This window comes from Pseudosporangium ferrugineum, from assembly GCF_003002065.1.
Classification (GTDB): Bacteria; Actinomycetota; Actinomycetes; order Mycobacteriales; family Micromonosporaceae; genus Actinoplanes; species Actinoplanes ferrugineus_A.
Window position 1 is genome coordinate 108,961 of sequence record NZ_PVZG01000019.1, and the last position, 23,509, is coordinate 132,469.

Annotated in this window: 22 protein-coding genes; 14 read left to right on the plus strand and 8 right to left on the minus strand. The window is 73.6% G+C overall.

Annotation, left to right across the window (positions count from 1 at the left end; genetic code table 11):
• Positions 1-18 precede the first annotated feature (18 nt).
• Both CLV70_RS31235 and CLV70_RS31240 read left to right on the plus strand, forming a co-directional pair.
• Positions 19-513, plus strand: coding sequence for a peptide deformylase (locus tag CLV70_RS31235; protein ID WP_106130215.1), 495 nt, complete (start codon positions 19-21; stop codon positions 511-513).
• Positions 514-520: 7 nt separating this feature from the next.
• Positions 521-1,375: a phosphotransferase family protein gene (locus CLV70_RS31240; protein WP_106130216.1), complete on the plus strand. Its 855-nt coding sequence runs from the start codon at positions 521-523 to the stop codon at positions 1,373-1,375.
• 26 nt (positions 1,376-1,401) lie between these two features.
• Here the strand turns inward: CLV70_RS31240 and CLV70_RS31245 are convergent, their stop codons facing one another.
• Entirely contained in the window at positions 1,402-2,016 is a 615-nt protein-coding gene (locus CLV70_RS31245; protein WP_106130217.1) for a TetR/AcrR family transcriptional regulator, read from the minus strand.
• A 63-nt stretch (positions 2,017-2,079) separates the two neighbouring features.
• Here CLV70_RS31245 and CLV70_RS31250 point away from each other — a divergent pair, with 63 nt between their 5' ends.
• Positions 2,080-2,964, plus strand: coding sequence for an NAD(P)H-binding protein (locus CLV70_RS31250; protein WP_245908568.1), 885 nt, complete (start codon positions 2,080-2,082; stop codon positions 2,962-2,964).
• A 12-nt stretch (positions 2,965-2,976) separates the two neighbouring features.
• On the plus strand, positions 2,977-3,555 hold the full coding sequence (locus CLV70_RS31255; RefSeq protein ID WP_106130218.1) for a DinB family protein: 579 nt from the start codon (positions 2,977-2,979) through the stop codon (positions 3,553-3,555).
• On the opposite strand, the gene CLV70_RS39895 is transcribed toward CLV70_RS31255, so the two are convergent.
• The 6 genes from CLV70_RS39895 to CLV70_RS31280 form a co-directional block, all read right to left on the minus strand.
• Complete coding sequence (locus CLV70_RS39895; protein WP_158277857.1) at positions 3,513-3,671, minus strand: hypothetical protein; 159 nt, start codon at positions 3,669-3,671, stop codon at positions 3,513-3,515. The genes CLV70_RS31255 and CLV70_RS39895 overlap by 43 nt on opposite strands.
• A gap of 378 nt (positions 3,672-4,049) precedes the next feature.
• Positions 4,050-4,721, minus strand: a complete 672-nt coding sequence (locus CLV70_RS31260) for a phosphotransferase (protein WP_170148682.1) — start codon at positions 4,719-4,721, stop codon at positions 4,050-4,052.
• The gene (locus CLV70_RS31265) at positions 4,721-5,866 is read right to left on the minus strand and encodes an alanine racemase (RefSeq protein ID WP_106130220.1); all 1,146 of its coding nucleotides are present in this window, start codon (positions 5,864-5,866) and stop codon (positions 4,721-4,723) included. The genes CLV70_RS31260 and CLV70_RS31265 overlap by 1 nt, the downstream gene beginning before the upstream one ends.
• Positions 5,853-7,463 carry an IucA/IucC family protein gene (locus tag CLV70_RS31270; RefSeq protein ID WP_106130221.1) on the minus strand — a complete coding sequence of 537 codons (1,611 nt, stop codon included), beginning with the start codon at positions 7,461-7,463 and terminating at the stop codon, positions 5,853-5,855. The genes CLV70_RS31265 and CLV70_RS31270 overlap by 14 nt, the downstream gene beginning before the upstream one ends.
• Positions 7,460-8,992, minus strand: a complete 1,533-nt coding sequence (locus CLV70_RS31275; protein ID WP_106130222.1) for an IucA/IucC family protein — start codon at positions 8,990-8,992, stop codon at positions 7,460-7,462. The genes CLV70_RS31270 and CLV70_RS31275 overlap by 4 nt, the downstream gene beginning before the upstream one ends.
• 94 nt (positions 8,993-9,086) lie before the next feature.
• Positions 9,087-10,070: an NAD-dependent epimerase/dehydratase family protein gene (locus tag CLV70_RS31280; RefSeq protein ID WP_106130223.1), complete on the minus strand. Its 984-nt coding sequence runs from the start codon at positions 10,068-10,070 to the stop codon at positions 9,087-9,089.
• A 255-nt stretch (positions 10,071-10,325) separates the two neighbouring features.
• Between CLV70_RS31280 and CLV70_RS31285 the strand changes: the two genes are divergently transcribed.
• The 10 genes from CLV70_RS31285 (at position 10,326) to CLV70_RS40560 (ending at position 20,218) form a co-directional block, all read left to right on the plus strand.
• Positions 10,326-11,273, plus strand: coding sequence for an ABC transporter ATP-binding protein (locus tag CLV70_RS31285; protein ID WP_106130224.1), 948 nt, complete (start codon positions 10,326-10,328; stop codon positions 11,271-11,273).
• Positions 11,270-12,046 (plus strand): ABC transporter permease, encoded by a 777-nt coding sequence (locus CLV70_RS31290; RefSeq protein ID WP_106130225.1) that lies wholly within the window; start codon positions 11,270-11,272, stop codon positions 12,044-12,046. The genes CLV70_RS31285 and CLV70_RS31290 overlap by 4 nt, the downstream gene beginning before the upstream one ends.
• A 38-nt stretch (positions 12,047-12,084) precedes the next feature.
• Positions 12,085-13,194 (plus strand): sensor histidine kinase, encoded by a 1,110-nt coding sequence (locus tag CLV70_RS41850; protein ID WP_281260509.1) that lies wholly within the window; start codon positions 12,085-12,087, stop codon positions 13,192-13,194.
• Positions 13,191-13,802, plus strand: a complete 612-nt coding sequence (locus CLV70_RS31300) for a response regulator transcription factor (RefSeq protein ID WP_106130226.1) — start codon at positions 13,191-13,193, stop codon at positions 13,800-13,802. The genes CLV70_RS41850 and CLV70_RS31300 overlap by 4 nt, the downstream gene beginning before the upstream one ends.
• 133 nt (positions 13,803-13,935) lie before the next feature.
• A complete protein-coding gene (locus tag CLV70_RS31305; RefSeq protein WP_106130227.1) occupies positions 13,936-14,799 on the plus strand; it encodes a sigma-70 family RNA polymerase sigma factor in 864 nt (287 codons plus the stop codon).
• 187 nt (positions 14,800-14,986) lie between these two features.
• The gene (locus CLV70_RS31310) at positions 14,987-16,579 is read left to right on the plus strand and encodes an ABC-F family ATP-binding cassette domain-containing protein (protein WP_106130242.1); all 1,593 of its coding nucleotides are present in this window, start codon (positions 14,987-14,989) and stop codon (positions 16,577-16,579) included.
• Positions 16,580-16,592: 13 nt separating this feature from the next.
• A complete protein-coding gene (locus tag CLV70_RS31315) occupies positions 16,593-17,561 on the plus strand; it encodes a tyrosine-type recombinase/integrase (protein WP_106130228.1) in 969 nt (322 codons plus the stop codon).
• 57 nt (positions 17,562-17,618) lie between these two features.
• Complete coding sequence (locus CLV70_RS31320; protein ID WP_106130229.1) at positions 17,619-18,464, plus strand: undecaprenyl-diphosphate phosphatase; 846 nt, start codon at positions 17,619-17,621, stop codon at positions 18,462-18,464.
• Between the two features lie 273 nt (positions 18,465-18,737).
• Positions 18,738-19,994 carry a cytochrome P450 gene (locus tag CLV70_RS41855; RefSeq protein ID WP_106130230.1) on the plus strand — a complete coding sequence of 419 codons (1,257 nt, stop codon included), beginning with the start codon at positions 18,738-18,740 and terminating at the stop codon, positions 19,992-19,994.
• Positions 19,991-20,218, plus strand: a complete 228-nt coding sequence (locus CLV70_RS40560) for a ferredoxin (RefSeq protein WP_211303959.1) — start codon at positions 19,991-19,993, stop codon at positions 20,216-20,218. Before CLV70_RS41855 ends, CLV70_RS40560 begins: the two co-directional genes overlap by 4 nt.
• A 2,688-nt stretch (positions 20,219-22,906) precedes the next feature.
• Here CLV70_RS40560 and CLV70_RS31340 read toward each other — a convergent pair.
• Entirely contained in the window at positions 22,907-23,275 is a 369-nt protein-coding gene (locus CLV70_RS31340; protein ID WP_106130231.1) for a GntR family transcriptional regulator, read from the minus strand.
• Positions 23,276-23,509 lie beyond the last annotated feature (234 nt).

A 23,509-nucleotide genomic window follows, 5' to 3' on the forward strand; every position in this document is an offset into this window, starting at 1 on the left:
CGCCGTAGGTTGGGCGCCATGACTGTGCGCCCCATCCGGTTGTTCGGTGACCCCGTGCTGCGTTCCCCGGCCGAGCCGGTGACCGTTTTCGACGACGACCTCCGCCGCCTCGTGGCCGACCTGGAGGACACCGTCCGCGAGCCGGGCCGGGCCGGGGTGGCCGCCCCGCAGATCGGCGTGAGCCTGCGTGCCTTCTCGTACAACGTGGGTGGCAAGGTCGGCCACCTGATCAACCCGGTGCTGTCGGAGCTCGAGGGGGAGCAGGACGACGAGGAGGGCTGCCTGTCCCTGCCCGGCATGGGCTACCCGACCCCCCGCGCGTGGTCGGCGACCGCGACCGGCTTCGATCAGTACGGCGAACCCCTCACCCTCCGCGGCACCGGCCTGCTCGCCCGCGCGCTGCAGCACGAGACCGACCATCTCGACGGCCGCCTCTACATCGACACCCTCACCGGCGACGCCCGCCGGCGGGCCCTGCGCGAGCTGCGCCGCACCCGCCGCGCGCCGGCCTGAGGCAGCCGTGGACCCCGTTCTGGCGAGGCTCTCCCCACGGCAGCGGGAGCTGGTGAATCGGTGGCTGCCGGACGCGGTCGTCGAGAAGGACCACAGCTGGGGCCTGGTGGAGACCACGGTCGTCGAGGTGAGCCGAGCCGGTGCGCGGTTCATCGTCAAGGCGGGCGGCGGCAACGACCACCACATCGGCCGGGAACTCCACGCGCACCGGCACTGGCTGGAGCCGTGGACCGGCAGGGGCCGTGCCCCGCTCCTGGTGCACGGCAGCGCTGAGGCGAAGATCCTCGTCACCCGCCTGCTCCCCGGTGAGCTGGTGCTCGGCAGCGCGTACGCCGACGACCCCGGCGTCCACCGGCAGGCCGGCGAGTTGCTGGCGCTGCTGCACGCGCAGGAAGCCGTCACCGCCGACGACTTCGAGCGGTGCGAGAACGAGAAGTCGCTGGCGTCGCTCGACGGGCCGCACCGGATCCCGGCGGCCACGGTGGCGCGGCTGCGGGAGGAGATCGCCGGATGGCCGGCGCCCCCGGCGACCCTGGTGCCGACCCACGGTGACTGGCAGCCCCGCAACTGGCTCGTGCACGAGGGTGTCGTGTCCGTCATCGACTTCGGACGGGCGGCGCTGCGCCCCGCGTTCACGGACCTGGCCCGGCTGGCCGTCCAGGACTTCCGCCGCGATCCGCGCCTGGAGGCGGCCTTCCTCGACGGGTACGGCGCCGACCCGCGTGAGGCGGGCGCCTGGCACCGCAACCGGGTCCGGGAGGCGATCGGGACCGCGGCGTGGGCGTACCGGGTCGGTGACGAGCGGTTCGAGGCGCAGGGGCACCGGATGATCGCCGACTGCCTCTCCGCGGCCGGGTCCTGAGCTCGGGGTGGCCGTGGCGGCGGATCTCAGGGCGCGGTGGTGCCGTCGCGCAGCTGGGAGAAGGCCAGGTCGGCATCGGCGACCGCCTCGGGGTGGACGGACGCGGCGGTGCGGCCGCCGGCGATCTTCTGCCAGTTGGCCCGGGCCAGGACCCGTTGCACCGCGATCACCTGGGCGGCCCGCAGCCGGCCGCCGATGCCCCCGCCGAGGGCGGACGCCAGGGCCTCCTCGTCGTCGAGCTGGTAGCGGGTGAGCCGCCCGGCCAGGCTCGGCGTGCCGAACACCAGCCGGTGGAAGGCGACGACCTCGGGGTGGTCGTTGAGCCCGGTGACCGGCTCGTGGCGGTCGAGGCCGGCCCGGAAGTGCCGGTGCAGCGCCGTCACCGGTGCAATGCCCGGCGGGCTGTCGCGGACGACCCGGGCGGCCTCGCCGTGGTGGTCGGCGAACCGGTGCAGGACCAGGTCCTCCTTGGTGGCGAAGTAGCGGAACAGGGTCGGCTTCGACACCTCGGCCGCCGCGGCGATGTCGGACACCGCGACGGGGTCGAAGCCGCGCGCGAGGAACAACGCGATCGCCGCGTCGGCGATCGCCTCCCGGGTGCGTTCCTTCTTGCGGGCGCGCAGTCCGGCCGGCTCTGTCATCCGCTCAGGGTAACATTCGTTACCGGGTTGCGTTTTTGCCCGAGTTGCCGTTTGATGGCGGCCATGACCCCTACCACCTCCCCGTCCGTGCTGGTCACCGGCGCCACCGGGCGGATCGGACGGGCCGTGATCGACCGGCTCGCGCGCGCCGGCGTGCCGGTGCGGGCCCTGGAGCACCGGCCCGGCACGGCGCGGAACCTGCCCGGGAACGTCAGCGTGGTCCGCGGCGATCTCACCGTGCCCGAGACGCTCGACGCCGCGCTGCGCGGCATCCGCACCGTCCTGCTGGTCTGGGCCGCGCCGCCGGACACCGCCGGGGCCGTCGTGGCCCGGCTGGCCGCGCACGTACGGCGGGTGGTCCTGCTCTCCGCCCCGCACCGGACCGACCACCCGTTCTTCCGCCAGCCCAACCCGGCGGCGACGCTGTTCGCCGAACTCGAGCGGCTGATCGCGGCCACCGGTCTCGAGTCGACGATCGTCCGGCCGGGCATGTTCGCGTCGAACGCCCTGGCGTGGTGGGGCGGCGCGATCCGCGGCGACGGCGTGGTGCGGTGGCCGTACGGGGACGCCGAGACCGCGCCCGTCGACGACCGGGACGTGGCCGAGGTGCTGGCGCGCACCCTGCACGAGGACGGCCACGCCGGCGGCGACTACGTCCTCACCGGCCCCGAGTCCCTCAGCCAGGCCGAGCAGGCGCGCATCGCCGGCGAGGCCGTGGGCCGCCCGGTCCGGTTCGAGGAGATGCCTCCCGGCGAGTTCCGGAGCCAGGCGCCGGAGGCCGCCCGCCCGGCCGCCGACATGCTGCTCGCCGCGTGGAAGGCCACCCTGGGCCGGCCGGCGTACGTCACCACGACCGTGGCCGGCCTGCTGGGCTCGCCGCCGCGGACCTTCCGCCGCTGGGCCACCGACCACGCCGCCGCCTTCACCGGGGCGCCCCGGCGCGGATGAGATCCTGGCCGCATGACAGAGGCTCATCTCAAGGGCGATCTCCACCGGTACCTGCGGGGGGCGCGCGAGGCGCTGCTCGGCAAGCTCGACGGACTGCCGGAGTACGACGTGCGGCGCCCGCTCGTGCCGACCGGGACCAACCTGCTCGGCCTGGTCAAGCACGTGGCCATGGTGACCGCCGGGTACTTCGGCGAGGTGTTCGACCGGCCCTTCCCCGAGCCGCTGCCGGCCCTGGAGGACGATGCCGAGCCCAACACGGACATGTGGGCCTCCCCGGACGAATCCCGCGAGGACATCGTCGGGCTCTGGCACCGGGCGTGGGCGCACGCGGACGCGACCATCGAGGCACTCCCGGCCGATGCCCCCGGCGCGGTCCGGTGGTGGGACGGCGAGCAAGTGACGCTTCACCTCGTGCTGGTGCACGTGCTCGCCGAGGTGAACCGGCACGCAGGGCACGCCGACCTGGTGCGGGAGTTGATCGACGGGGAGGCCGGCTTCCTGCGGTCCGGCCACAACCTGCCCGAGGGCGACGCCGCGTGGTGGGCCGCCTACCGCGGGCGGGTCGAGTCCGCCGCCCGCCGGTTCGCCTGACCGCCGGGCGGGTCGAGGCGGGCGATGATGTCGCCCAGGCCGGCCGGGTCGAGGCCGGTCAGGGCGCCGAACTCGCGCGAGCTGACGGATGTTCCGATCGCCGGTGTGGCCGCCAAGATCTGTCTTCAAGTGCGCCGGTTCATCTGCGGCAATGCCGCCTGTGCCGTCCGGACGTTCGTCGAGCAGATAGACGGGTGACGCGCCGCCGGTTGCGTAGCACGGACGGCCTGCGCCGCACGCTCACGGCGATCGGTCTGACGCTCGCAGGCCGGGCAGCCTCAACGCCGCCAACCTGCACCGTGAGATCACCACGCAAGGGTTCACCGGCGAATACGGCATTGTCCGCCGCGCAGGCTTCGACCTGCTCCGCAAACGGGTTCTACTACGCCGGTGACACCACCTGGCGGTGCGGGCAGTGTTGGAGAATCGGGAGCCGCTCGGCCGGATTCATGGGCTCATATAGCAGCGCGGCGAACGTGGAGCAGGTCGAGCCGTCAGCCAGCCCGAAGGACGTACTCCAGCCGCTGTTCGAGTCGGCCGCGAGCGAGATCGTCGCTGATGTTCAACCCGGAATCACGCCATGGTTGGACGACCTTTACCGGGTCGGGCAGGTAGCCGACGATGTCCATGACGTTCCAATATCGGAACTTTTCCTCGTCGCGACAATCATCGGTGCGGCGGTGGTATGCGTCCGTGAATCCGGCTGAAGCTTCGATGCCGTGCAACATGGCCAGATAGGTGGCTGCGTGCGCGACATCCAGGTCTGCCGGCCCCCACGATGTCTCGACCCAATCGATCACGCCGCTGATGCTCCCCTGCGACCACAGCAGATTGCCCAGATGGAAGTCGCGGTGCAGGAACGTACCTGCATAAGCGGGTGCGGGCTGCTCCAGCAGCTCGAAAGCCTGACTCCACAGCGCCGGCCGTTGCACCCACGGCGATATGACTCGCTTGCTCGGCAGCGTCCGAAATCGTAGGTCCAGGCCGGTCTCCTCGGCGAGCTCGCGGCGGGCCGCCCGTAGGTGGTCCTCGCCGGGGTCGAGGCCGCCGCCCGGCGGTTCCCACACGTCGTGGCCGTCGAGCGGGTCGCGCCAGTGCATCAGCAGGACCCGGCCGTCGGCGTCGAGGCAGACGATGCGGGCGGCGGGGCGGTGGGTGGAGTCCATCAGAGGATGATGAACGACGGCGGCAGGTGGCGCAGGAAGTCGTGGTGGGAGATGTCCCACGCGTACGCGCCGGTGCGCCCGAAGACCAGCACGTCGCCGATGCGTAGCCGGGTCACGTGCCGGTCGCGGGCCAGCACGTCGCGGGGGGTGCACAGCTCGCCGACGGCGTCGACGGGGGCGTCGCGTACCTCCGGGCGGGCCCAGTCGTACGGCCAGTCGTCGCGGGGCACGACCGTGAACGGGTGGCTGTAGCCCCAGGCGGCCGGGAGGCGGAAGCGGTGGGTGCCCCCGCGCAGCACCGCGAACCACCGGCCGTGGGTGTGCTTCAGGTCGAGGACCTCGGCGGCGTACCAGCCGGCGTCGGCGGCGAGCAGGCGGCCCGGCTCGACGATCAGCTCCACCCCCGGCGGCACGGTGACGCCGGCGCCCACCGTGGCGAGGTCCACGGTGGCGTCGCTGAGGTAGTCGACGCCGAGCCCGCCGCCGGCGTTGACGATGCGCAGGCCGATGCCGTGGCGCCGGGCCGCCGCCCGCGACCAGGCGAGGGCGTCGGCGAGGAAGCGGGCGTGCGCGGCGCCGTCGAGGTTGTTCGACACGGCGTGCAGGTGGAAGCCGTGCACGTCGACGTGGTCGTGCGGCAGGGCGAGCACCTCGCCGAGCTGCTCCTCGGCGACGCCGAACGGGGTGGGCGTACCGGTCATCGCGTGGCTGCCGGGCAGGGCGGCGCCGGCGCGGTTCACGCGTACGCAGGCCGCGGCGACGACCCCCGCGGCCCGGGCCAGCCGGTCGAGCCGGAGCAGCTCCTGGCCGCTCTCGACGTTGACCTGGGCCCCGGCGGCGATCGCGGCGGCCAGTTCCTCGTCGGTCTTGGCCGGCCCGCCGAAGACGATGCGCCGGGCGCCGGCGGCCACGGCCAGCCGCAACTCGCCGCCGGAGGCGACCTCCAGGCCGTCGCACGCCTGCGCGAGGGTACGCACGACCTCGGCGTGCCCGTTGGCCTTGACCGCGTACAGCAGGGTCGCCGCGGGCAGGGCCGAGCGCACCGCCGCCGCCCGTTCCCGCAGCGCCGGGCGGTCGTAGACGTACGCGCACACCGGCGACGGCAGGTCGCGCAGCGCGCCGAGGACCCGGTCAGGCGGCCGCATGCAGCGGATTCCCCACCGGCACGTACGCGTCCCCGGCGCCGGCCAGCCGCATCCGCACCAGCGCCTTGTGCGGCACCAGCGGGGCGGTGAACGCGGCGTGGTCGGCGCGCCCGGCGTCGCCCAGGGCGTCGTAGGTCTCGTCGACGACCGACCGCACGATGCGCCACGCGGCGTCCTCGCCGAGGCCGTGCGACTCACCGAGGCGCAGCACGAGCTCGCCGAGGTGGGCCTGGAACGCGGTGTAGCCGAGCTTGGCGCGCAGCACGTCCTCGTCCCCGGTCGCCACCACCGAGCCCGGCCACAGCGTCACGTCGTGCCCGGCGGCGGCCAGCCGTCCCGGGTGCAGGCGCAGCCCGGCGAAGTCGCGGACGGCGAGCCGGTGCGGCACCCCGCCGACGAAGGTGGGCAGGCAGTTCTGCAGGTGCGCCTCCAGGGCCACGCCGTGCCGGGTCAGCCGGAGCAGGGGCGGGAGCAGCAGCCGGGCGTACGCGTGCAGGAAACCCGCCGCCGCGCCGGCGCCGGCGCGCCGCCCGGTGCTCGCGGCGAAGTCCGCCACCAGCGACCCGGTGAGCAGCGGCAGGGCTCCGCCGGGGACGGCCCGTTCGCCGGGGTGCAGGCGGCCGGTGAGCCCGTCGCGCAGGATCGCGGACAGGTCGCGGCCGGAGGGCACGGCGGCGCCGGCGGTCTCGGCCAGCAGCAGCAGCCTGTCCTCGTCGGCGGCGAGGCGGTGCAGCAGCGCGGAGACGGCCGGCCCGTTGCGGGTGCTGGCCACCGAGATGCCCCGCCGCGTCGAGGTGACCTGGATGTCCAGGGAGACCTTGAGGTAGCGGCGGCGGCCGTCGGCGCCGGGCGGCAGCAGCAGCGTACGCAGCGCGGCCGTCGGCACGGCGGCGAGCTCGTCGTCGAGTATCCGGACCGCGCCGGCCGCGATCAGGTCGTGGTGACGGACCGCCACGACGGCGTCGCGCTGCCAGGCGTGCACGGGGTGCAGCCGGAACCCGGGCGGGACCGCCGGCAGTGACGGGTAAGCGGCCCGCAGCGCCGCCCCGAGGTCGTCGCCGAGGTGCACGTCGTCGCGGACGGCGAGGAAGCCGACCCGGGTGTGCCCGGCCTCCAGGTCGTGGGCGAGCACGTCGACGGTGTCCCAGCCCAGCCGGGTACGCCCGCACGGGTGCAGGTTGTGCCCGGTGACCGCGAGCCGCTCCCCGGCGACGGCCTGCCCGTCCGGGTCCGCGCCCGGGTCCCCGGCCTGGCCGTGCCGGGCCATGGCGATGGCGAGGTTCACCACGGCGTTGCGCAGTTCCGCGGCGAACCCGGCGGTGTTGCCGGGCAGCCCGGCGGGCAGCAGGAGGGCCGGGTCGTCGGCGCCGGCGTGGGCGTACTCGACGCGGCGGAAGGCGTGCACGTGGTCGCCGGGGGCGGGCGGCACGAGCCCCTCGCGGACGAGGGCGCCGCGCAGCCGCCGCCCGACGGTGTCGGCGGCGGCCGGGAGCGCCGCGGTGAACGGGTCGAGCAGGTGCGGGGCGTGCACGGCGAGCGACGCCCCGGCGTCGGCGGCGGAGACGGCGAGCCGCCGTGCGGTCAGGCCGGAGGTCATGACGCCGCCAGGGGGTTGTCGAGGTGGGTCCACACGTCGTTGAGCGGGTCGGCGGCGAGGCGCATCGCGGTGGTGGCCTTGACCGGCAGCGGGGCGCGCAGCAGCGCCCGGGCGTCGGCCGTTCCGGTGGCCGCGACGGCCGCCGCGGCCACCGGCCAGAGCTTCGCCGGGTCCGCGCCGGCGCGTTCCAGGACGGCGGCGAGCTGGCCGGTGACGGTTCCGGCGGCGGCGGCGAGTTTGGTACGCAGCACCGCCGGGTCGTCGCTGGGCAGGTCGCCGAGCAGCGGGGGCGGGTCGAAGCCGGCGGCGCGCAGGCGGGCGGGGCTGACGCGCACGCCGCCGAGGTCGCGGTAGACGATCCGGGTGGGACGCCCGCCGGCGAGGACCACGAGGGTGTTCTGCCCGTGCGCCTCCAGCGCGACGCCGCGGTCCAGCACCGTGAGCAGCGCGGGGAACAGCAGGTGGACCAGGTCGTGCCACCATGTGTACGGGTCGGTCGCGGCGTGCAGCAGCAGGGGGCGTCCGTCGTACGGGTCCGCGGCGGCGAGCGCGGCCAGCGGCACCACGGTCTCGCCGGGGCCGGCCACGGGCGCCTGCCGGTGCAGGTGGGCCAGGTGCCGGTCGGGCCGCCCGTCGATCAGGACGGCGCCGGCGGCGTACTCGGCGGGCACGGTCAGCGGCAGGTCCGCGGTGACCTCGCGCAGCAGGGCCGACAGCCGGGGGCCGTTGTGCACGGCGGCGGGGGAGACCGTCCGCACGGCGGAGGTCATCTGCACGTCCACGGCGGTCTTGACGTGGCCGCCGGCGGTGGCGACGGTGCGCAGCGACATCAGCGGGTGCACCGGGCCGGTGTCGTCGCCGGGGGTGAGCCACGGGTGCCGGTCGAGCAGGCGGGACGCCTGCCAGGGGTGGGCGAGCAGGACGGGCGGGGTGTCGCCGTACCAGCGGTCCGGGGGCACGTGCAGGCGGCGCAGGCGCAGGGCCGGGCGGTGCTCGGGGGCGTACGCGAGCACGTCGGCGACGTCCATGCCGCCGCGCGTGCGGCAGCAGGGGTGCAGCGGGTGCCCGTCGAGGACGAGTTGTTCCAGGGTGGCGAGGCCGGGGCGGGTGTCCAGGAGGGGGCGTGGGGCCGGTGGCGGCGGGTCCGCGTACGCGAGGGCGAGGTTGGCGACGCTGTTGGCGATCTCGTCGTGGAACGTCCGCGCCCAGCCGAGCCGCCGGACCAGCACGCCGGGGTCGGTGATCTCCTCGGTGCCGAGCCGGCAGGTGAGCCCGGGCGGCGCGACCGCGTACGCGAGCGCAGCGGCCGGTGGGAAGGAGAGCGTCCGGCCGTCGCTGAGCGTGACGCGTCCCGCCGCCCGTCCGGCGATCCCGGGCAGCGGTTCGCGGCCGAGCGCGCCGAGCAGCCGGGCAAGGATCTCCGCGCGGGCCCGGGGCAGGGCCCGGTCGTAGGCGCCGATCAACTCCGGCCGCAGCACGCCCAGTTCGGCGCGGGTCCGGTCGGCGTCGGCGGTGGGCACGGCGCCCATTCTCCGGCACTCAACATCCTAGGATGCCTTACGGGGTGTGCGCCCGGCCACCCGGACGCACAAGATCAACCCATAAAAGGAATTTCACCGACCCCTAGATCAAGAACTGGGCTTCCTTCGCCGGGTCGAGCCCGACGACGGGCCGGTCGGGGCGCTGCGGCGGCACACCGCCGAGGTCGCCCAGCCACTCCCACGTGCCGGTGACCGTGTCCCGGACCGGCCGGTTGCGCAGGCCGGCCGCCAGGGCGCGGCTGACGTCACCGCTGTGCAGCAGGGTGTGGGGCGAGCCCGGCGGCAGCCAGATCGGCAGTTCGATCCACGGCTCGATGCCCGCGGCGAGGATCGCCTCCGGGGCCGTCCAGCGCAGCTCGGCGCGGCCGCCGGTGACCTCGGCGGCGGTCTCGAGCAGCTCGCCCATCGTGGTGTGCCCCGGCGCGCTGACCAGGTTGTACGGCCCGGTGCGCCGCGCGGCGGCGGCGTCGAGCAGGAACTCGGCGAGGTCGCGCACGTCGATGTACTGCAGCGGCAGGTCGCGGGGTCCGGGCGCCAGCACCGGGCCGCCCCGGGCGAGGCGGCGCAGCCACCAGGGCAGCCGGCCGATGTCCTCGTACGGGCCGAGGATCAGTCCGGCGCGGGCGAGCAGGACGGGCCCGCCGAAGCCGTGCTCGGCCGCGAGTTCGCCGCCCCGCTTGGCCGCGGCGTAGTCCACGTCGTCGCCGGCGTCGGGGGAGCCGTCCACGACGGGGGCGTCCTCGGTGAGGGGTGCGGGCGCGTCGTCGGCGTAGACGCTGCGGCTGGAGACGTACGTGTAGTGCCCGGCCCGTCCCTTGAGCGCGCGGGCGGCGTCGCGGACGACGGCCGGCGCGGCGGACCAGGTGTCGACGACGGCGTCCCAGGTGCCGTCGCCGAGGGCGGCGAGCCCGCCGGGCGCGGTGCGGTCGCCGGCGATCGTGGTGGTGCCGGACGGTGCGGGGCGCAGGCCGCGGTTGAACAGGGTGATGTGGTGGCCGCGGCGGCGGGCCTCGTCGACGACGGCGCGGCCGACGAAGCCGGTTCCTCCGAGTACGAGCAGTCTCATGGCCCGACGGTATCGACGGCCGGTCCCGCCCGGTGACCGCCCGGTGCGGTCGTCCCGGTCGGCGCGGCCGGTGGGGCCGTACCGGACCGCACCGGGCGGCCGGCTCCAGTGTGGAGGCGCGGGTGGCGGGCCGGGGAGGGGCTTGCCGTCAGGGGTTCGGTCCGTTCGCCCGATGGACGGCCCTGACGGATGTCATGGCCGGGGCCGTGACGCCCGGCCTGCGCGGGGTGCGGGCGGCGCGGCGAGGCTGGTGGCATGACAGTCACCGTGGAAGACGAGGCCGTGACCCGCGGGGCGGGGCGGCTCGCCGTCGAGCTCGACGGCGTGGTGAAGAGGTTCGGGTCGGTGACGGCGGTGGACGGGGTGAGTCTGCGGATCCGGCCGGGTGAGGTGGTGGCGTTGCTGGGCCCGAACGGGGCGGGCAAGACCAGCACGATCGACCTGCTGCTGGGCCTGTCGGCGCCGTCGGCGGGTGCGGTACGGGTGTACGGGCGGGCGCCGCGGGAGGCGGTGGCGCTGGGGCTGGTGTCGGCGGTGCTGCAGACGGGCGGGCTGCTGAAGGACTACACGGTCGAGGAGACGGTGCGGTTGACGGCGCTGGTGTTCGGGCGTCCGGTGGCGGCGGTGGACGAGGCGCTGCGGCGTGCCGGTATCGAGGACCTCCGCCGGCGGCTGGTGGGCAGGTGTTCGGGTGGGCAGCAGCAGCGGTTGCGGTTCGCGATGGCGTTGTTGCCGGATCCTGAGCTGTTGATCCTGGACGAGCCGACGACGGGCATGGACGTGGGCGGGCGGCATGACTTCTGGTCGGCGATCCGCCGGGACGCGCGGTCGGGGCGCACGGTGATCTTCGCGACGCATTACCTGGAGGAGGCGGATGCGTACGCGGACCGGGTGGTGTTCGTGCGGCGGGGGCGGATCGTGGCGGACGGTACGGCGGCGCAGGTGAAGGCGCTGGCGTCGGGCCGTACGGTGCGGGCGACGCTGCCGGGTGCCGACGAGGGTGCGTTGCGGGCGTTGCCGGGGGTGGAGTCGGTGGAGGTGCGCGGCGACGCGGTGCTGGTGGCGGCGCGGGACACCGATGCGGTGGCGCGGCATCTGCTGACGGCGACGGCGGCGCGGGATCTGGAGATCACGTCGCGGAATCTGGAGCAGGCGTTCCTGGCGTTGACGGGCGACGACGAGGGTGTGGGGGCCGGGCGATGACGGTGGTGGCGCAGCGGAGGTTGCCGAGGCTGGGCGGTTTCTCGGCGGGGCTGGTGGCGCTGGAGTTGCGGCGCCTGGTGCGTAACCGGCGGACGGTGGTGATGACGCTGGTGCTGCCGGCGGTGTTCTACCTGGCGTTCGGCTCGTCGGCGGATTATCGGGCGGAGCGCGCCGGTGACGGCAACGTGGCCGGGTTCGTGCTGGTCAGCATGGCGGTGTACGGGGCGATGCTGGCGACCACGAGCGGCGGGGCGGTGGTGGCGGTGGAGCGTGCCGCGGGGTGGAGCCGGCAGTTGCGCCTGACGCCGTTGCGGCCGGTGGCGTACATCGCGGTGAAGCTGGTGCTGGCGATGGTGCTGGGTGCGGCGTCGGTGGCGATCGCGTTCGTGGTGGGTGCGGTGACGGGGGCGCAGTTGCCGGCGGCGGCGTGGGTGGAGTGCGGGGTGCTGGCGTGGTCGTGCGCGTTGGTGTTCGCGGCGTTCGGCCTGTTCATGGGCTATCTGTTGCCGACCGAGAACGTGATGCAGATTCTGAGTCCGGTGCTGGCGGTGTTGTCGTTCGCGGGTGGCCTGTTCGTGCCGGTAAATCAGCTGGGGGACACGTTCGCGACGGTCGCGCGGTTCACGCCGGTGTACGGGGTGGGGGAGATCGCCCGTTATCCGCTGGTGCATGACGGCGATCTGTGGCCGGCGGCGGCGAACGTGCTGGTGTGGACGGCGTTGTTCGGCTGGGGTGCGGTGTGGCGGTTCCGGCGTGACACGGCGCGGGTCTGAGCGGCCGGTAGCGTCGGCGGCATGAGCGGGGGTGGGCGGTGCTGACCGGTGTCGCGGGCGGTCCGCCGCAGCGGCGGGGTGTGCGGTTCGGGTGGTTGTTCGCGGCGCTGTGGTTGTTCTATCTGAGCGAGAACCTGTCGGCGCTGCTGGATCGCCCGGCCGATTGGCAGCGCGGGGTGGGCCTGGCGGCGCTGGCGGGTTTCGCGGTGCTGTACCTGTCGATGCTGTGGTGGGTGGGCGGTCCCGGGCTGGTGGCGCGGCGGTCGGGGGGTTCGCTGCGGGCGTGGGCGGGGTTGCTGGGTCTGCTGGCGCTGGCGGCGTTGCAGGTGCCGGGGGCGAGTTTCCATGCGCTGACCTGCCTGGTGTACGTCGCGGCGGCGGGGATGGCGGTGCTGCCGTTGTGGCAGGCGGTGCCGTTCGCGCTGTGGCTGGTGCTGTGGGCGGAGGTGTCGGCGTGGCAGGTGCCGAGCTGGGAGGACAACGGGTACGGCCTGGCGGTGCTGCTGGGTTCGGCGGCGACGTGGGGGATGCGGCTGGCGGGGGAGCGGCAGGCCCGGTTGCGGCTGGCGCAGGAGGAGATGGCGGTGCAGAACGAGCGGGCGCGGATCGCCGCGGATCTGCACGACATCCTGGGGCATTCGCTGACGGTGGTGACGGTGAAGGCGGAGCTGGCGCAGCGGTTGCTGGACGTGGATGTGGAGCGGGCGCGGGCGGAGCTGCGGGATCTGGAGGTGCTGGCCCGCGACGCGTTGTCGGATGTGCGGGCGACGGCGCTGGGGGTGCGGGGGATCTCGTTGCCGGGGGAGATCGCGGCGGCGCGGGAGGCGCTGGCGGCGGCGCATGTGGTGGCGGTGCTGCCGGGGGCGGCCGATGAGGTGCCGACGGGCCGGCGGGAGTTGTTCGCGTGGACGATCCGGGAGGCGGTGACGAACGTCGTGCGGCACAGCGGGGCGAGCCGGTGCGAGGTGCGGCTGGCGCCGGGCTGGGTGGAGATCGTCGATGACGGTCCGGGTGACGGTGTGCCGGCGTCGGACGGTCAGGGTCTGGCGGGTCTGCGGCGGCGGGCGGAGGCGCTGGGTGCGCGGTTGACGGTGGGTGCGCGCGGCGACGGTCCGGGTTTCCGGGTACGGGTGGAGGTGCCGTCGTGATCCGGGTGTTGCTGGCCGACGATCAGGCGCTGGTGCGGGGTGCGATGGCGGCGTTGCTGGACATGGAGCCGGATCTGCGGGTGGTGGCGGAGGTGGGCCGCGGTGACGAGGTGGTGGCGGCGGTCCGGGAGCACGGGGTGCAGGTGGCGTTGCTGGATGTGGAGATGCCGGGTCTGGACGGGGTGGCGGCGGCGCGGGAGTTGCGGCGGGCGGTGCCGGGGTGCCGGGTGCTGATGGTGACGACGTTCGGGCGGGCGGGGTATCTGCGGCAGGCGATGGCGGCGGGGGCGAGCGGGTTCGTCGTCAAGGACACTCCGGCGCGGCAGCTGGCGGATGCGGTGCGCCGGGTGCACGAGGGGTTGCGGGTGGTGGATCCGGCGTTGGCGGCGCAGTCGCTGGCGTACGGGGATTCGCCGTTGACCGAGCGGGAGACGGATGTGCTGCGGGTGGCGGTGGACGGCGGCACGGTCGCGGACATCGCTCGTGAGCTGCGTCTTTCCGAGGGAACGGTGCGTAATCATCTGTCGTCGGCGATCGGGAAGACGGGTGCGCGGACCCGGGCGGAGGCGGTGCGGCTGGCCCGTGATCACGGGTGGTTGCTGACCTGAGCGGACTTTAGCCTTTTCTCGGGTGCAACCGTCCGGCAACCAAGCGTGACCTTCTGTTGCACCCAGCGCCACGAAAAGTTCCCCCTGTCAGCCGGTGAGCCGTCACCGGGCGACAGATACGAGGGGGAACACGATGTCCGCGACGACCGCGCAGAAGCCTGTCAGCCGCGAGCTGGAGAACCTGATCCGGGAGAACATGCCGCTGGTGGGTCACGTGGTGCGGGAGATGCTCTTCAAGGTGCCGGCGCACGTGCACCGCGACGACCTGGCGTCGGCCGGGTACGCGGCGCTGGTGACCGCGGCGCGCGCGTTCGACGCGTCGCGGGGCATCCCGTTCGGCCGGTTCGCGGCGGTGCGGGTGCGCGGGGCGCTCCTGGACGAGCTGCGCAGCATGGACTGGGCGAGCCGGTCGGTGCGGGCCCGGGCCCGGCGTGCCGACGTGGCGCGGCAGGACCTGACGGCGCAGCTGGGCCGCACGCCGACCCCGGCGGAGCTGGCGGAGCTGCTCGGTGTGGGGGTGGCGGAGCTGGCCACGGTCGACGACGACGTGCAGCGCGCGGCGGTGCTGTCGTTGCAGGGGTTCTCCGCCGGTGCGGCCGACGACATGGTGACCGAGGTGTCGCTGAACCCGGAGGAGATGCTGCTGCACCGGGAGCGGATCGGCTACCTGCACGACGCGGTGGCGGTGCTGCCGGAGCGGCTGCGGTTCGTGGTGGAGGCGTCGTTCCTGCAGGAGCGGCCGCTGTCGGAGGTCGCCGCGGAGCTGGGCGTGACCGAGTCGCGGGTGTCGCAGCTGCGTACGGAGGCGCTGGCGCTGCTGCGGGACGGGCTGAGCACGCACATGGACGAGAAGGACACCGGCGGGGGCAAGGACGGCTGTGTGGCGCGGCGGCGGGCGGCGTACGCGGCCCAGATTGCCGGTCGCAGCACGATGGCGTCGCGGCTGGCCGTGACGGACGTGCAGGGCGTGAACCGCTCGGTGGCGTACGCCGCCTGAGCGCCGGAGTCCGTCGCCGGAAATCGGTTGCCGGATTCCGTACGCCGGGCCAGGGTGGAGCGCAGCAGCGCCGATCCCCGAGGAGCAGTCAGTCCCGTGTGATACCGACCCGATCCGCCACGCGCGCCCGCCGATCGCGGGCGTGCGGGCCGTCGTGTCCCATCGGTATCCGCCCTCGGAGGACCCCTTGCTCAAGGCCGTCTCGATCAGCGCCGCCCACGACGGCGAACCCCTGTTCACCGGCGTCGATCTGGTGCTCGGCGCCGGCGACCGGGTCGGGGTCGTCGGTCCCAACGGCGCCGGGAAGACCACCCTGCTGCGGGTGCTCGCCGGGGAGTTGCCGCCGGCCGCCGGCACCGTCACCCGCGGTCCCGGCACCCGCGTCGGGTACGTGCCCCAGCAGCTCGCCGGGGCGCACGGCACCGTCGGCGCGTTCCTCACCGCCGGGCTCGGCGAGCTGGCCGAGGTCACCGCACGGATGCGCCGGCTCGAGCGGGAGCTGGCGGACGGCGCCGACGTGCTCACCGCGTACGGTGAGGCCCAGGAGCGCTGGACCACCCTGCGGGGGTGGACCGCGCAGGCCCGGCTCGACGAGATCCGGTTGCGGCTGGACATCGCCGGCCTCGGCGACGACCGGCCGCTGACCTCGGTCAGCGGCGGCGAGCAGGCGCGGCTGCTGCTGGCCAGGGCCCTGCTGGACGCGCCGGACGTGCTGCTGCTCGACGAGCCCACGAACCATCTCGACGCCGAGGGGGCGGCCTGGCTGGCGCGGTGGCTGACCGGTTTCCCCGGCGGCGTGCTCACGGTCAGCCACGACCGGGCGTTCCTGGACACCGCCGTCGGCCACATCATCGAGCTCGACGGCATCCACGACACCCCGCAGGACTATCCCGGCGGGGGTTACCGGGCGTACCGGCGGGAGAAGACGCGGCGCTGGCAGAAGCTGCTGCTGGACCACGAGGCGCAGGAGAAGGACCGGCGCCGGTGGGAGGCCGACATCGCGCGGACCAAGGCCCAGTCGCTGTCGGTGGAGACCACCGTGCGTTCCGGCGTGGAGGCGCCGCACCTGCGGCGCATCGCCCGCAAGGTCGCGAAGAAGGCCAAGGTGCGTGAGCGGCGGCTGCGCCGGCAGATGGAGTCCGTACGGTGGATCAGCGAGCCGCGGACCCGCCCGCCGCTGGCGCTGGCGTTCCCCGGCGACGACGCGGAGCCGGGCGAGCCGCTGATCGGCGTACGGGACCTGACCGTGAAGCTGGGTGGGCGCACGGTGCTGGACAGCGTCGACGTGAGCGTGCGCCGCGGCGACCGGATCCTGATCACCGGGCGCAACGGCGCCGGCAAGACCACGCTGCTGCGGGCGGTGCGCGACGCGGCGGGCGTGCCGGTCGCGGTGCTGCCGCAGACCGATGCGGGCCTGCGCACGAAGGTCACCGTCGTGGACCACTTCCGCTCCCAGGTTCCGGTGTACGCCGAGGACGCGGAGCGGTTGCTGGCGGCGCACCAGTTCGGCCCGGACCAGTGGGACGCGAGCCTGCGCGACCTGTCGGCGGGGGAGTTGCGGCGGCTGCTGCTGGCGGTGATGGTGAACAGCCCGGCGCGGGTGCTGTTGCTCGACGAGCCGACGAACTTCCTCGACTTCGACGCGCTCGACGTGGTGGAGGAGGCGCTGCGGGCGTACCGGGGGACGCTGGTGACCGTCACCCACGACCGGTACTTCGCCGACGCGGTCGGGCACACCCGCACCTGGCATGTCGCGGACGCGCGGGTGCACGTCAGCTGAGATCATGACGGGCATGTCCCTGGTACCCCATCAGCACGCCGGGACGGTCGCCGCCGTCGGCGGTGCCGAACAGGTCACCGAGTCGTGGCTGGCGAACCGGCGGTTGTCGGCGCACACGCGTGAGGCGTACCGGCGGGACGTGGGCGCGTGGCTGTCCTGGTGCGCCGGGCGCGACGTCGATCCGCTGCGGGCGTCGTTCCTGGACGTGAACGCGTACGCGCGTGGCCTGGAGGCCCGGGAGCTGGCACCGGCGACGGTGGCCCGCAAACTGTCCGGCCTGTCCAGCTGGTACGACTTCCTCGTCAAGCTGCGGGCGATCGACGCGAACCCGGTCGCCGGCGCGGACCGTCCGTACGTGTCGCGCGACCATTCCGCGACGGTGGGCCTCAGCCCGGAAGAGGTAGACGCGGTCCTCGCCGCCGCCGAGACGGACACCGGACCGGCGGCGTTGCGGCACCGCGCGGCCATCGCCCTGCTCGCCGACCTGGGGTTGCGCGTCGGCGAGCTGGTCAGCCTCGACGTCGCCGACCTGGGCGTCGAGCGCGGGCACCGCAGCGTGCGGTTCGTCGGCAAGGGCGGCCGGCCGCGGCGCCGCGCGCTGACCCCGTACGCTTCCCAGGCCCTGGACGCCTACCTGGCCGCGCGGGCGACCGCGCTGGGCACCACCGCCGACCGCCTCGACGGGCCGCTGCTGGTCACGGCGACCGGTGCCCGCCTGGACCGGCACGCCGTGTTCCGGCTGGTGCGCCGCCTGGCCCGGGAGGCCGGGATCGAGGGGTGGGCGCGGTTGTCGCCGCACTCGCTGCGTCACGCCTTCGCGACGTCGGCGCGCGCGGAGGGGGTGCCGCTGGAGGATGTGCAGGACGCGATGGGGCACGCGGACCCGCGTACCACCCGCCGCTACGACCGGGACCGGCACAACCTCGACCGTGATCCTTCGTACACCCTCGCGGCGGCCCGGGTCCGGCGCAGCGCCCCCTGAGCGGACCCCCTATTCTCGGACGGCGGTCAGGCGAGTCGATCACGAGACGGGGTTGGGTTGAACATCTTCGAAGCGGTGCTGCTGGGCGCGGTGGAGGGATTCACCGAGTTCCTGCCCATCTCCAGCACGGGTCACCTGACCATCCTGGAGAAGCTGCTCGGCTACCAGATCGACGCGCAGGACATCACGGCGTTCACGGCGATCATCCAGAGTGGCGCGGTGATCGCCACGGTGATCTTCCTGCGCCACGACCTGATCCGGATCATCACCGCCTGGTTCCGCGGCGTGTTCGACCGTGACCAGCGCGAGAACGCCGACTACCGGTTCGGCTGGGCGGTGATCCTGGGCTCGATCCCGATCGGCATCGTGGGCCTGCTCTTCCAGGACACGATCGAGACGACCCTGCGCAGCCTCTGGTTCGTCGCGGGCGCGCTGATCCTCTACAGCGGCGTGATGTGGTTCGCCGACCACGCCGCCACCCAGGTGCGTCACCAGGAGGACGTCACCTGGAAGGACACCCTGATCATCGGTACGGTGCAGTGCCTCGCCCTGATCCCCGGCGTGTCCCGCTCGGGCGCGACCATGACGGCCGGCCTGCTGCGCGACCTCGACCGGGTGACGGTGACCAAGCTGTCGTTCTTCCTGAGCATCCCGGCGCTGCTGGGCGCGACGGTGCTCCAGACCGCCACCGAGTACGACAACATCTCCGCGGCCAACGGCGGAGTCGGCTGGCTCCCCACGATCGTCGCGACGGTGGTCAGCTTCGTGGTCGGCTGGTTCGCGGTGTCATGGCTGCTGAAGTTCATCGCCCGCCACTCGTACTCCATCTTCATCGGCTACCGCCTGGTCCTGGGCGCGGTCCTGATGATCCTGCTCGCCACGAACGTCATCGAACCGAAGTGACCCGGGACCGCGGCGGCCCGGGATAGCCTGAGCCGCCGCGCTCCCGCCGCGCTCCCGCCGCGCTCCCGCCGCGCTGCTCGGCCGGTGTTGCGCGCCTTCCTGGCCTCCCACTTCCTGGCCTGTCGGCTGGCCTCTCCCTTCGCCGCCGCCCGCGCATGCCCGCCCCGATCACCGGTGGCGTGGTTTCATCGACATTCGTTGTCCTTTGCCCGGTGTGGCGATAACGTAGCGCTTACGCACCAGTACACGCTGCTACGTCCGAGGAGCGCCGCCGTGGCCGACGTGCTGTCCGACCGTCTCCCGCTGTTCCCGTTCCGCAGCCCCGACGACGACCCGTTCACCCCGGTCACCGCCGCCGACCGCCGCCGCCTCGACGGCCCCGTCACCCGCGTGCGACTCCCCACGGGCGGCTGGACGTGGCTGATCACCCGGCACGCCGACGTCAAGGCGATGCTGCGCTCGGACGCGTTCAGCGCAGACATGACCCGCCCCGGCTTCCCGCTGCTGCGCCAGGCTCCGCCGCCCACCCCGCAGAGCCGCCGCGGCAGCTTCATCCGCATGGACGGCCAGGAGCACCTGCGGATGCGCCGCATGCTCACCGGCGAATTCATGATCAAGAACATCCGCCGGATCGAGCCCCTGATCACCGACGTGGTCGACAACGCCCTCGACGCCACCGAGGCCGCCGGCCGCCCCGCCGACCTCGTGGCCACCTTCGCGCTGCCGGTGCCGTCGCTGGTCATCTGCCACCTCCTCGGCATCCCGTACGCCGACCACGCCTTCTTCCAGCAGCGCAGCGCCATCCTGCTCGACCAGAGCGCCGACGCGGCCCGGGTCCGGGAGGCCGCCGCGGGGCTGCGCACGTACATCGGCACCCTGATCGAGACCAAGCGCACCAGCGGCCGTCCCGGCGACGACCTGCTCGGCCGCCTGGTCACCGAACGGGTCCGCACCGGCGAACTCGAGATCGGCGAACTCATCGGCATGGCCATGCTGCTGCTGATAGCGGGCCACGAGACCACCGCCAACATGATCGGCCTGAGCGTCCTGCTCCTGCTGCAACACCCGCACGCCTGGCACCGCCTCCGCACAGCCGACGACGCCACAGCCGACGACGCCACAGTCGACGACGCCACAGTCGACACCCTCGTCGAGGAACTCCTGCGCTACCTGACCATCGTCCGCACCGGCATCCCCCGCCAGGCCATCCACGACGTAGAGATCGGCGGCCGCCTCATCCGCGCCGGCGAACCGGCAACGGCCCTGCTCTCCCTGGCCAACCGCGACAATGACGTGTTCCCCGCCGCCGACGAGTTCGACCCCTACCGCGAAGCCCACCAGCACCTGGCCTTCGGCTTCGGCGTCCACCAATGCATAGGCCAACCCCTGGCCCGCACCGAACTCCGCATAGCCCTCTCCCGCCTGGCCCACCGCCTCCCCACCCTCCGCCTCGCCAAGGACCCGGCAACCCTCCCCAAACGCGACACCTCCATCGTGTACGGCCTGGCAGAACTCCCGGTGACCTGGTGACCCCCACCCAAGTCCAGGCCGACCGCGAGCTGTGCATAGGCGCGGGCAACTGCGTCCGCATCCTCCCCACCCTCTTCGACCAGGACCCCGACGGCCTCGTCACCCTCCTCACCCCGACCCCCACCACAGAGCCACCAGACCTCCTGCACCGCGCCGCAACCCTCTGCCCCTCAGGCGCCATCACCCTGACGGAATCCCCACACCCCCACCACAGCCCCCGCTGAGCTGACCCGTCGCCTCCCACCCCCACGGCCCCTCCGCCCCCACACCAACGGCCCTTCCACGCAACGGCTATCCGGCCTGGCGCCCTTACCCGGGAAGCCGCCGCTCCTGTCGCGCCACACCGGGCGCCGTCTCACTCGGGCGCCGTCCGTCTTACCCGGGCGCCGTCTCATCCAGGCGCCGCCCTTGCGCTCCTTCATCGGGGTGCCCCTCCACCCGGGCCCAGCCGCCTGAGCGCCCTTCCACGCGGGCGCTGCTGCCCGGGGTGCCGCCGCCCCGGATATCGCCACCCCGACCGCCTCAGCCCCGGACGTCGACTTCGCCCTCGGCCTCGCATGGGTCCCGCTACGTCGTCCGGCAGGACCCGGTGCCCCCTCTCGCCGGCAACGATCGCCGACATCCGTGAACGTCTTCACCCCGGGTGTCTACGTCACACCCGCGCCCTCGTCCTGACCCGCGCCCTCGTCCTGACCCCGGAAGCGGCCCGTGTCGACGTCGATAGCCACCTTCTCCTGGTCGTTAAGTTCGGCACCTGTCCCACTGTATCCATCATCTTCGTCGCAATAGAGGGCGTCCCAAGATCGCCACAAGATGGTAAGAATTCGAGGCTGCTATCCCGCCTCGCCCGCGGCACAATCATGTGGTGAGGCAATTAGAGTTGTTCAGCGGTCCGGTCCTCGCCGGAATGCGCGACCGGACTGCGTCCTGTCGCTATTCACCGGCCGGCGAGGCGTTCCGCCGCGCCCACAAGCAGCACCGCTCCTGGGGCCTGCGCCTCCGCCACGCCGAACGCCTCCGCCACGCCCACGCCGACATCAACAGCCCTGCCTCCAGGCACGCCGCCCCCGCATTCGCCGCCTCCAGGCCCACCGCCCCAGGGCCCACTGCACCAAGGACCACCGCCTCCAGGATCACTGCCCCCACACCCGCCGGTGCCTCACCCGAGACGGCACCGCGACCCTATCCCCGCCGCTGTGCCGCAAGCTCCGGGTCGCTCGGGTCCACCGGCTCGACGGTCGTACCCCAGCAGCTCACGCCCACCGCCCCGACCGCGAAACCCGCGCAGATCGCGCCCGCCCCAACGACCGTCGCGCGCATGCCGGTCCGACCCGCCCGCCCGACCGGCATGCCACCTCGCACCACACCGCTCCACGCCGCGCCGTCTCGCACAAAACCGTTTCATGCCGCGCCGTCTCGCACCCCGCTGTCTCGGCCGCTTCGGCCGCTCGCGCCTCTCGGCCCACCCACCGAGCCCCGCCCCACGTCGCCGACGCTTACGTGTACCGGCCCTGACCGGACACGCCACCCCGCAGCATTGCGCCGAACTTTTCACCATCACCATCACCATAACCATCACCATCGCCGTCACGCACGTTCGCATCCGTATTCCCGCCCTCCCGATTCCCATCCTCCCGACAATTGCGTTCCCAATCGGTCATCTACGCTAGCCAGGTGTCGTGAAACTCGTCTCCGCAGCTCGCTCGGACTCGTGTTGCGCCGGTGGGTGAATACGGTCCCGGAAATCGTTCTACCGCGCGTCGATGATGCTGGCGACGGAATTGCGCGCCGAATATCACCCTGTCTTCCGCTAGGTGTTCTTGGTATGGCACTGCGCACCTTCTTCAATCCGGCGCACTCTGCCGCTGTCGGCGAATTCCGTTGTTCGTGCGGCAAAGAACCACCGATGCAACCGCGCCCACGCGCCCGCGCCGCCGCCCGCGCCTGCGGGATGTCCTCGACGCGTCCCCCGACCGACATCGGTGGAAGCAAGCACTCGCCTCTCGCGGTCCGGGCACCCGCGTCGGGCGCGTGCCTCAGGAGAAGCAGCGTGCCGAATTCGCCGGCACTGAGGTCGCAGGCGCCGCGTTGTCCGGTCCCGGGTCCGGCGAGGCCAGCACCGGCCCCGCCGCCTCTCCGCGGCCCACCCACCGACGATCCCGCACCCACCGCCGCCCGCCGCGGCCCCACCCCGGCTCGCACCCCGGCTCGCGACGCGCCTCGGCTCGGGCCCCGTCGCGTCCTGGCTCCGCGTGCCGTCACGCGACCTCGGCATCCCGGTCATCGGCGGCTACCTTGCGGCGATTTCTGCCACCTCGCGGTATTTCCTGCCTCATCGCGACGGCGTTTCCTGCTGCGTCGGGGCGGCGGCACGTCGCGGCGACGTCTCCTGCTGCATCGGGACGGCGGCGGGCGATGCACGCTGCTCGGCGAGGGGCCAACGATCGGCTACTGGTCAGCCAGGTGGGCGGGCGGTCGGGCAGATAGGCGTGCGGATGCCGGGGCGGAGGCGTCGCCGGTCGGGGCGGCGATCACGCTGCGGGCACCGGGATCCCGGTGAACCAGAGCGCGCTGTCCGGCCCGGTCCTGATGAGCGCTCCGCTGCGGCCGCTCCGGTGTGCGGCTAGCCAGCGTGCGGACTGGCGGACGGGCTGGCTGGCTAGCAGACGGGGTGGTCGGTGTGGGGGTCGGTGGTGTTGAGGGTGGCTACCACAAAGAGGCGGCCGGACGGCCGCAGGAAGGCGGGAAGGGAGGCGGCAGGCACGCCGGCGTGCGCGAGCCGGTCGATCACGGCCCGCCCGATCCGCCCGGTGGCGCCGGCGCCAAGCGGGCGACACCGGCCCACCGTTGTCGGAAGCGCTGGGTGTCAGGCGTTGCCCGGGCGGAGAAGGGCAGCTTCGAAGCGCTGGGTGTCAGGCGCTGCCCGGACGGCGGAGGGCGGCCTCGACCAGGGCCAGGGCCGCTTCCGGGGTCAGGCCGAGGGCGCTGGTCTCGTCCGCGTACCGCTGTGCCGCTGCTCTGGCCGCGACCGGGGTGCCGGCCGCTGCCGGGGTGATCAGCGTGCCCGCGCGGCCGTGGGTTTCCACCAGGCCCGCCTGTTCGAGTTCGCGGTAGGCGCGGGCCACCGTGTTCGCCGCCAGGCCGAGCTGGGTGGCCAGGTGGCGCACCGGGGGAAGGCGGGTGCCCGCGGGCAGGGAGCCCGCCGCGGCCAGTTCCGCTATGCGCAGCCTGACCTGCTCGTACGGCGGGGTCGGCGAGGCCGGGTCGATCGCGATGTCCACGCGCAGGCCCTTCACGAAGCGAAGCGAAGCAGGAGCGAAGCAGGAGCGAAGCAGGAGCGAAGCAGGAGCGAAGCAGGAGCGAAGCAGGAGCCAGGAGACAGGAGCGAAGCAGGAGCTAGGAGCGAAGCAGGAGCACGAGCTAGACGAGTAGTTCCGATGTCAGGGGTCGATGTCTTGGGTACGAAGGGAGGGTGTCCAAGATCGTGTTGTGACGCAAGACCTGGACACCCTCTT

Coding starts and splice junctions, on each gene's coding strand:
- CLV70_RS31235 (WP_106130215.1), top strand. CDS start 19: ATGACTGTGCGCCCCATCCGGTTGTTCGGTGACCCCGTGCTGCGTTCC.
- CLV70_RS31245 (WP_106130217.1), bottom strand. CDS start 2,016: ATGACAGAGCCGGCCGGACTGCGCGCCCGCAAGAAGGAACGCACCCGG.
- CLV70_RS31250 (WP_245908568.1), top strand. CDS start 2,080: ATGACCCCTACCACCTCCCCGTCCGTGCTGGTCACCGGCGCCACCGGG.
- CLV70_RS31255 (WP_106130218.1), top strand. CDS start 2,977: ATGACAGAGGCTCATCTCAAGGGCGATCTCCACCGGTACCTGCGGGGG.
- CLV70_RS31260 (WP_170148682.1), bottom strand. CDS start 4,721: ATGGACTCCACCCACCGCCCCGCCGCCCGCATCGTCTGCCTCGACGCC.
- CLV70_RS31265 (WP_106130220.1), bottom strand. CDS start 5,866: ATGCGGCCGCCTGACCGGGTCCTCGGCGCGCTGCGCGACCTGCCGTCG.
- CLV70_RS31270 (WP_106130221.1), bottom strand. CDS start 7,463: ATGACCTCCGGCCTGACCGCACGGCGGCTCGCCGTCTCCGCCGCCGAC.
- CLV70_RS31275 (WP_106130222.1), bottom strand. CDS start 8,992: ATGGGCGCCGTGCCCACCGCCGACGCCGACCGGACCCGCGCCGAACTG.
- CLV70_RS31280 (WP_106130223.1), bottom strand. CDS start 10,070: ATGAGACTGCTCGTACTCGGAGGAACCGGCTTCGTCGGCCGCGCCGTC.
- CLV70_RS31285 (WP_106130224.1), top strand. CDS start 10,326: ATGACAGTCACCGTGGAAGACGAGGCCGTGACCCGCGGGGCGGGGCGG.
- CLV70_RS31290 (WP_106130225.1), top strand. CDS start 11,270: ATGACGGTGGTGGCGCAGCGGAGGTTGCCGAGGCTGGGCGGTTTCTCG.
- CLV70_RS31305 (WP_106130227.1), top strand. CDS start 13,936: ATGTCCGCGACGACCGCGCAGAAGCCTGTCAGCCGCGAGCTGGAGAAC.
- CLV70_RS31315 (WP_106130228.1), top strand. CDS start 16,593: ATGTCCCTGGTACCCCATCAGCACGCCGGGACGGTCGCCGCCGTCGGC.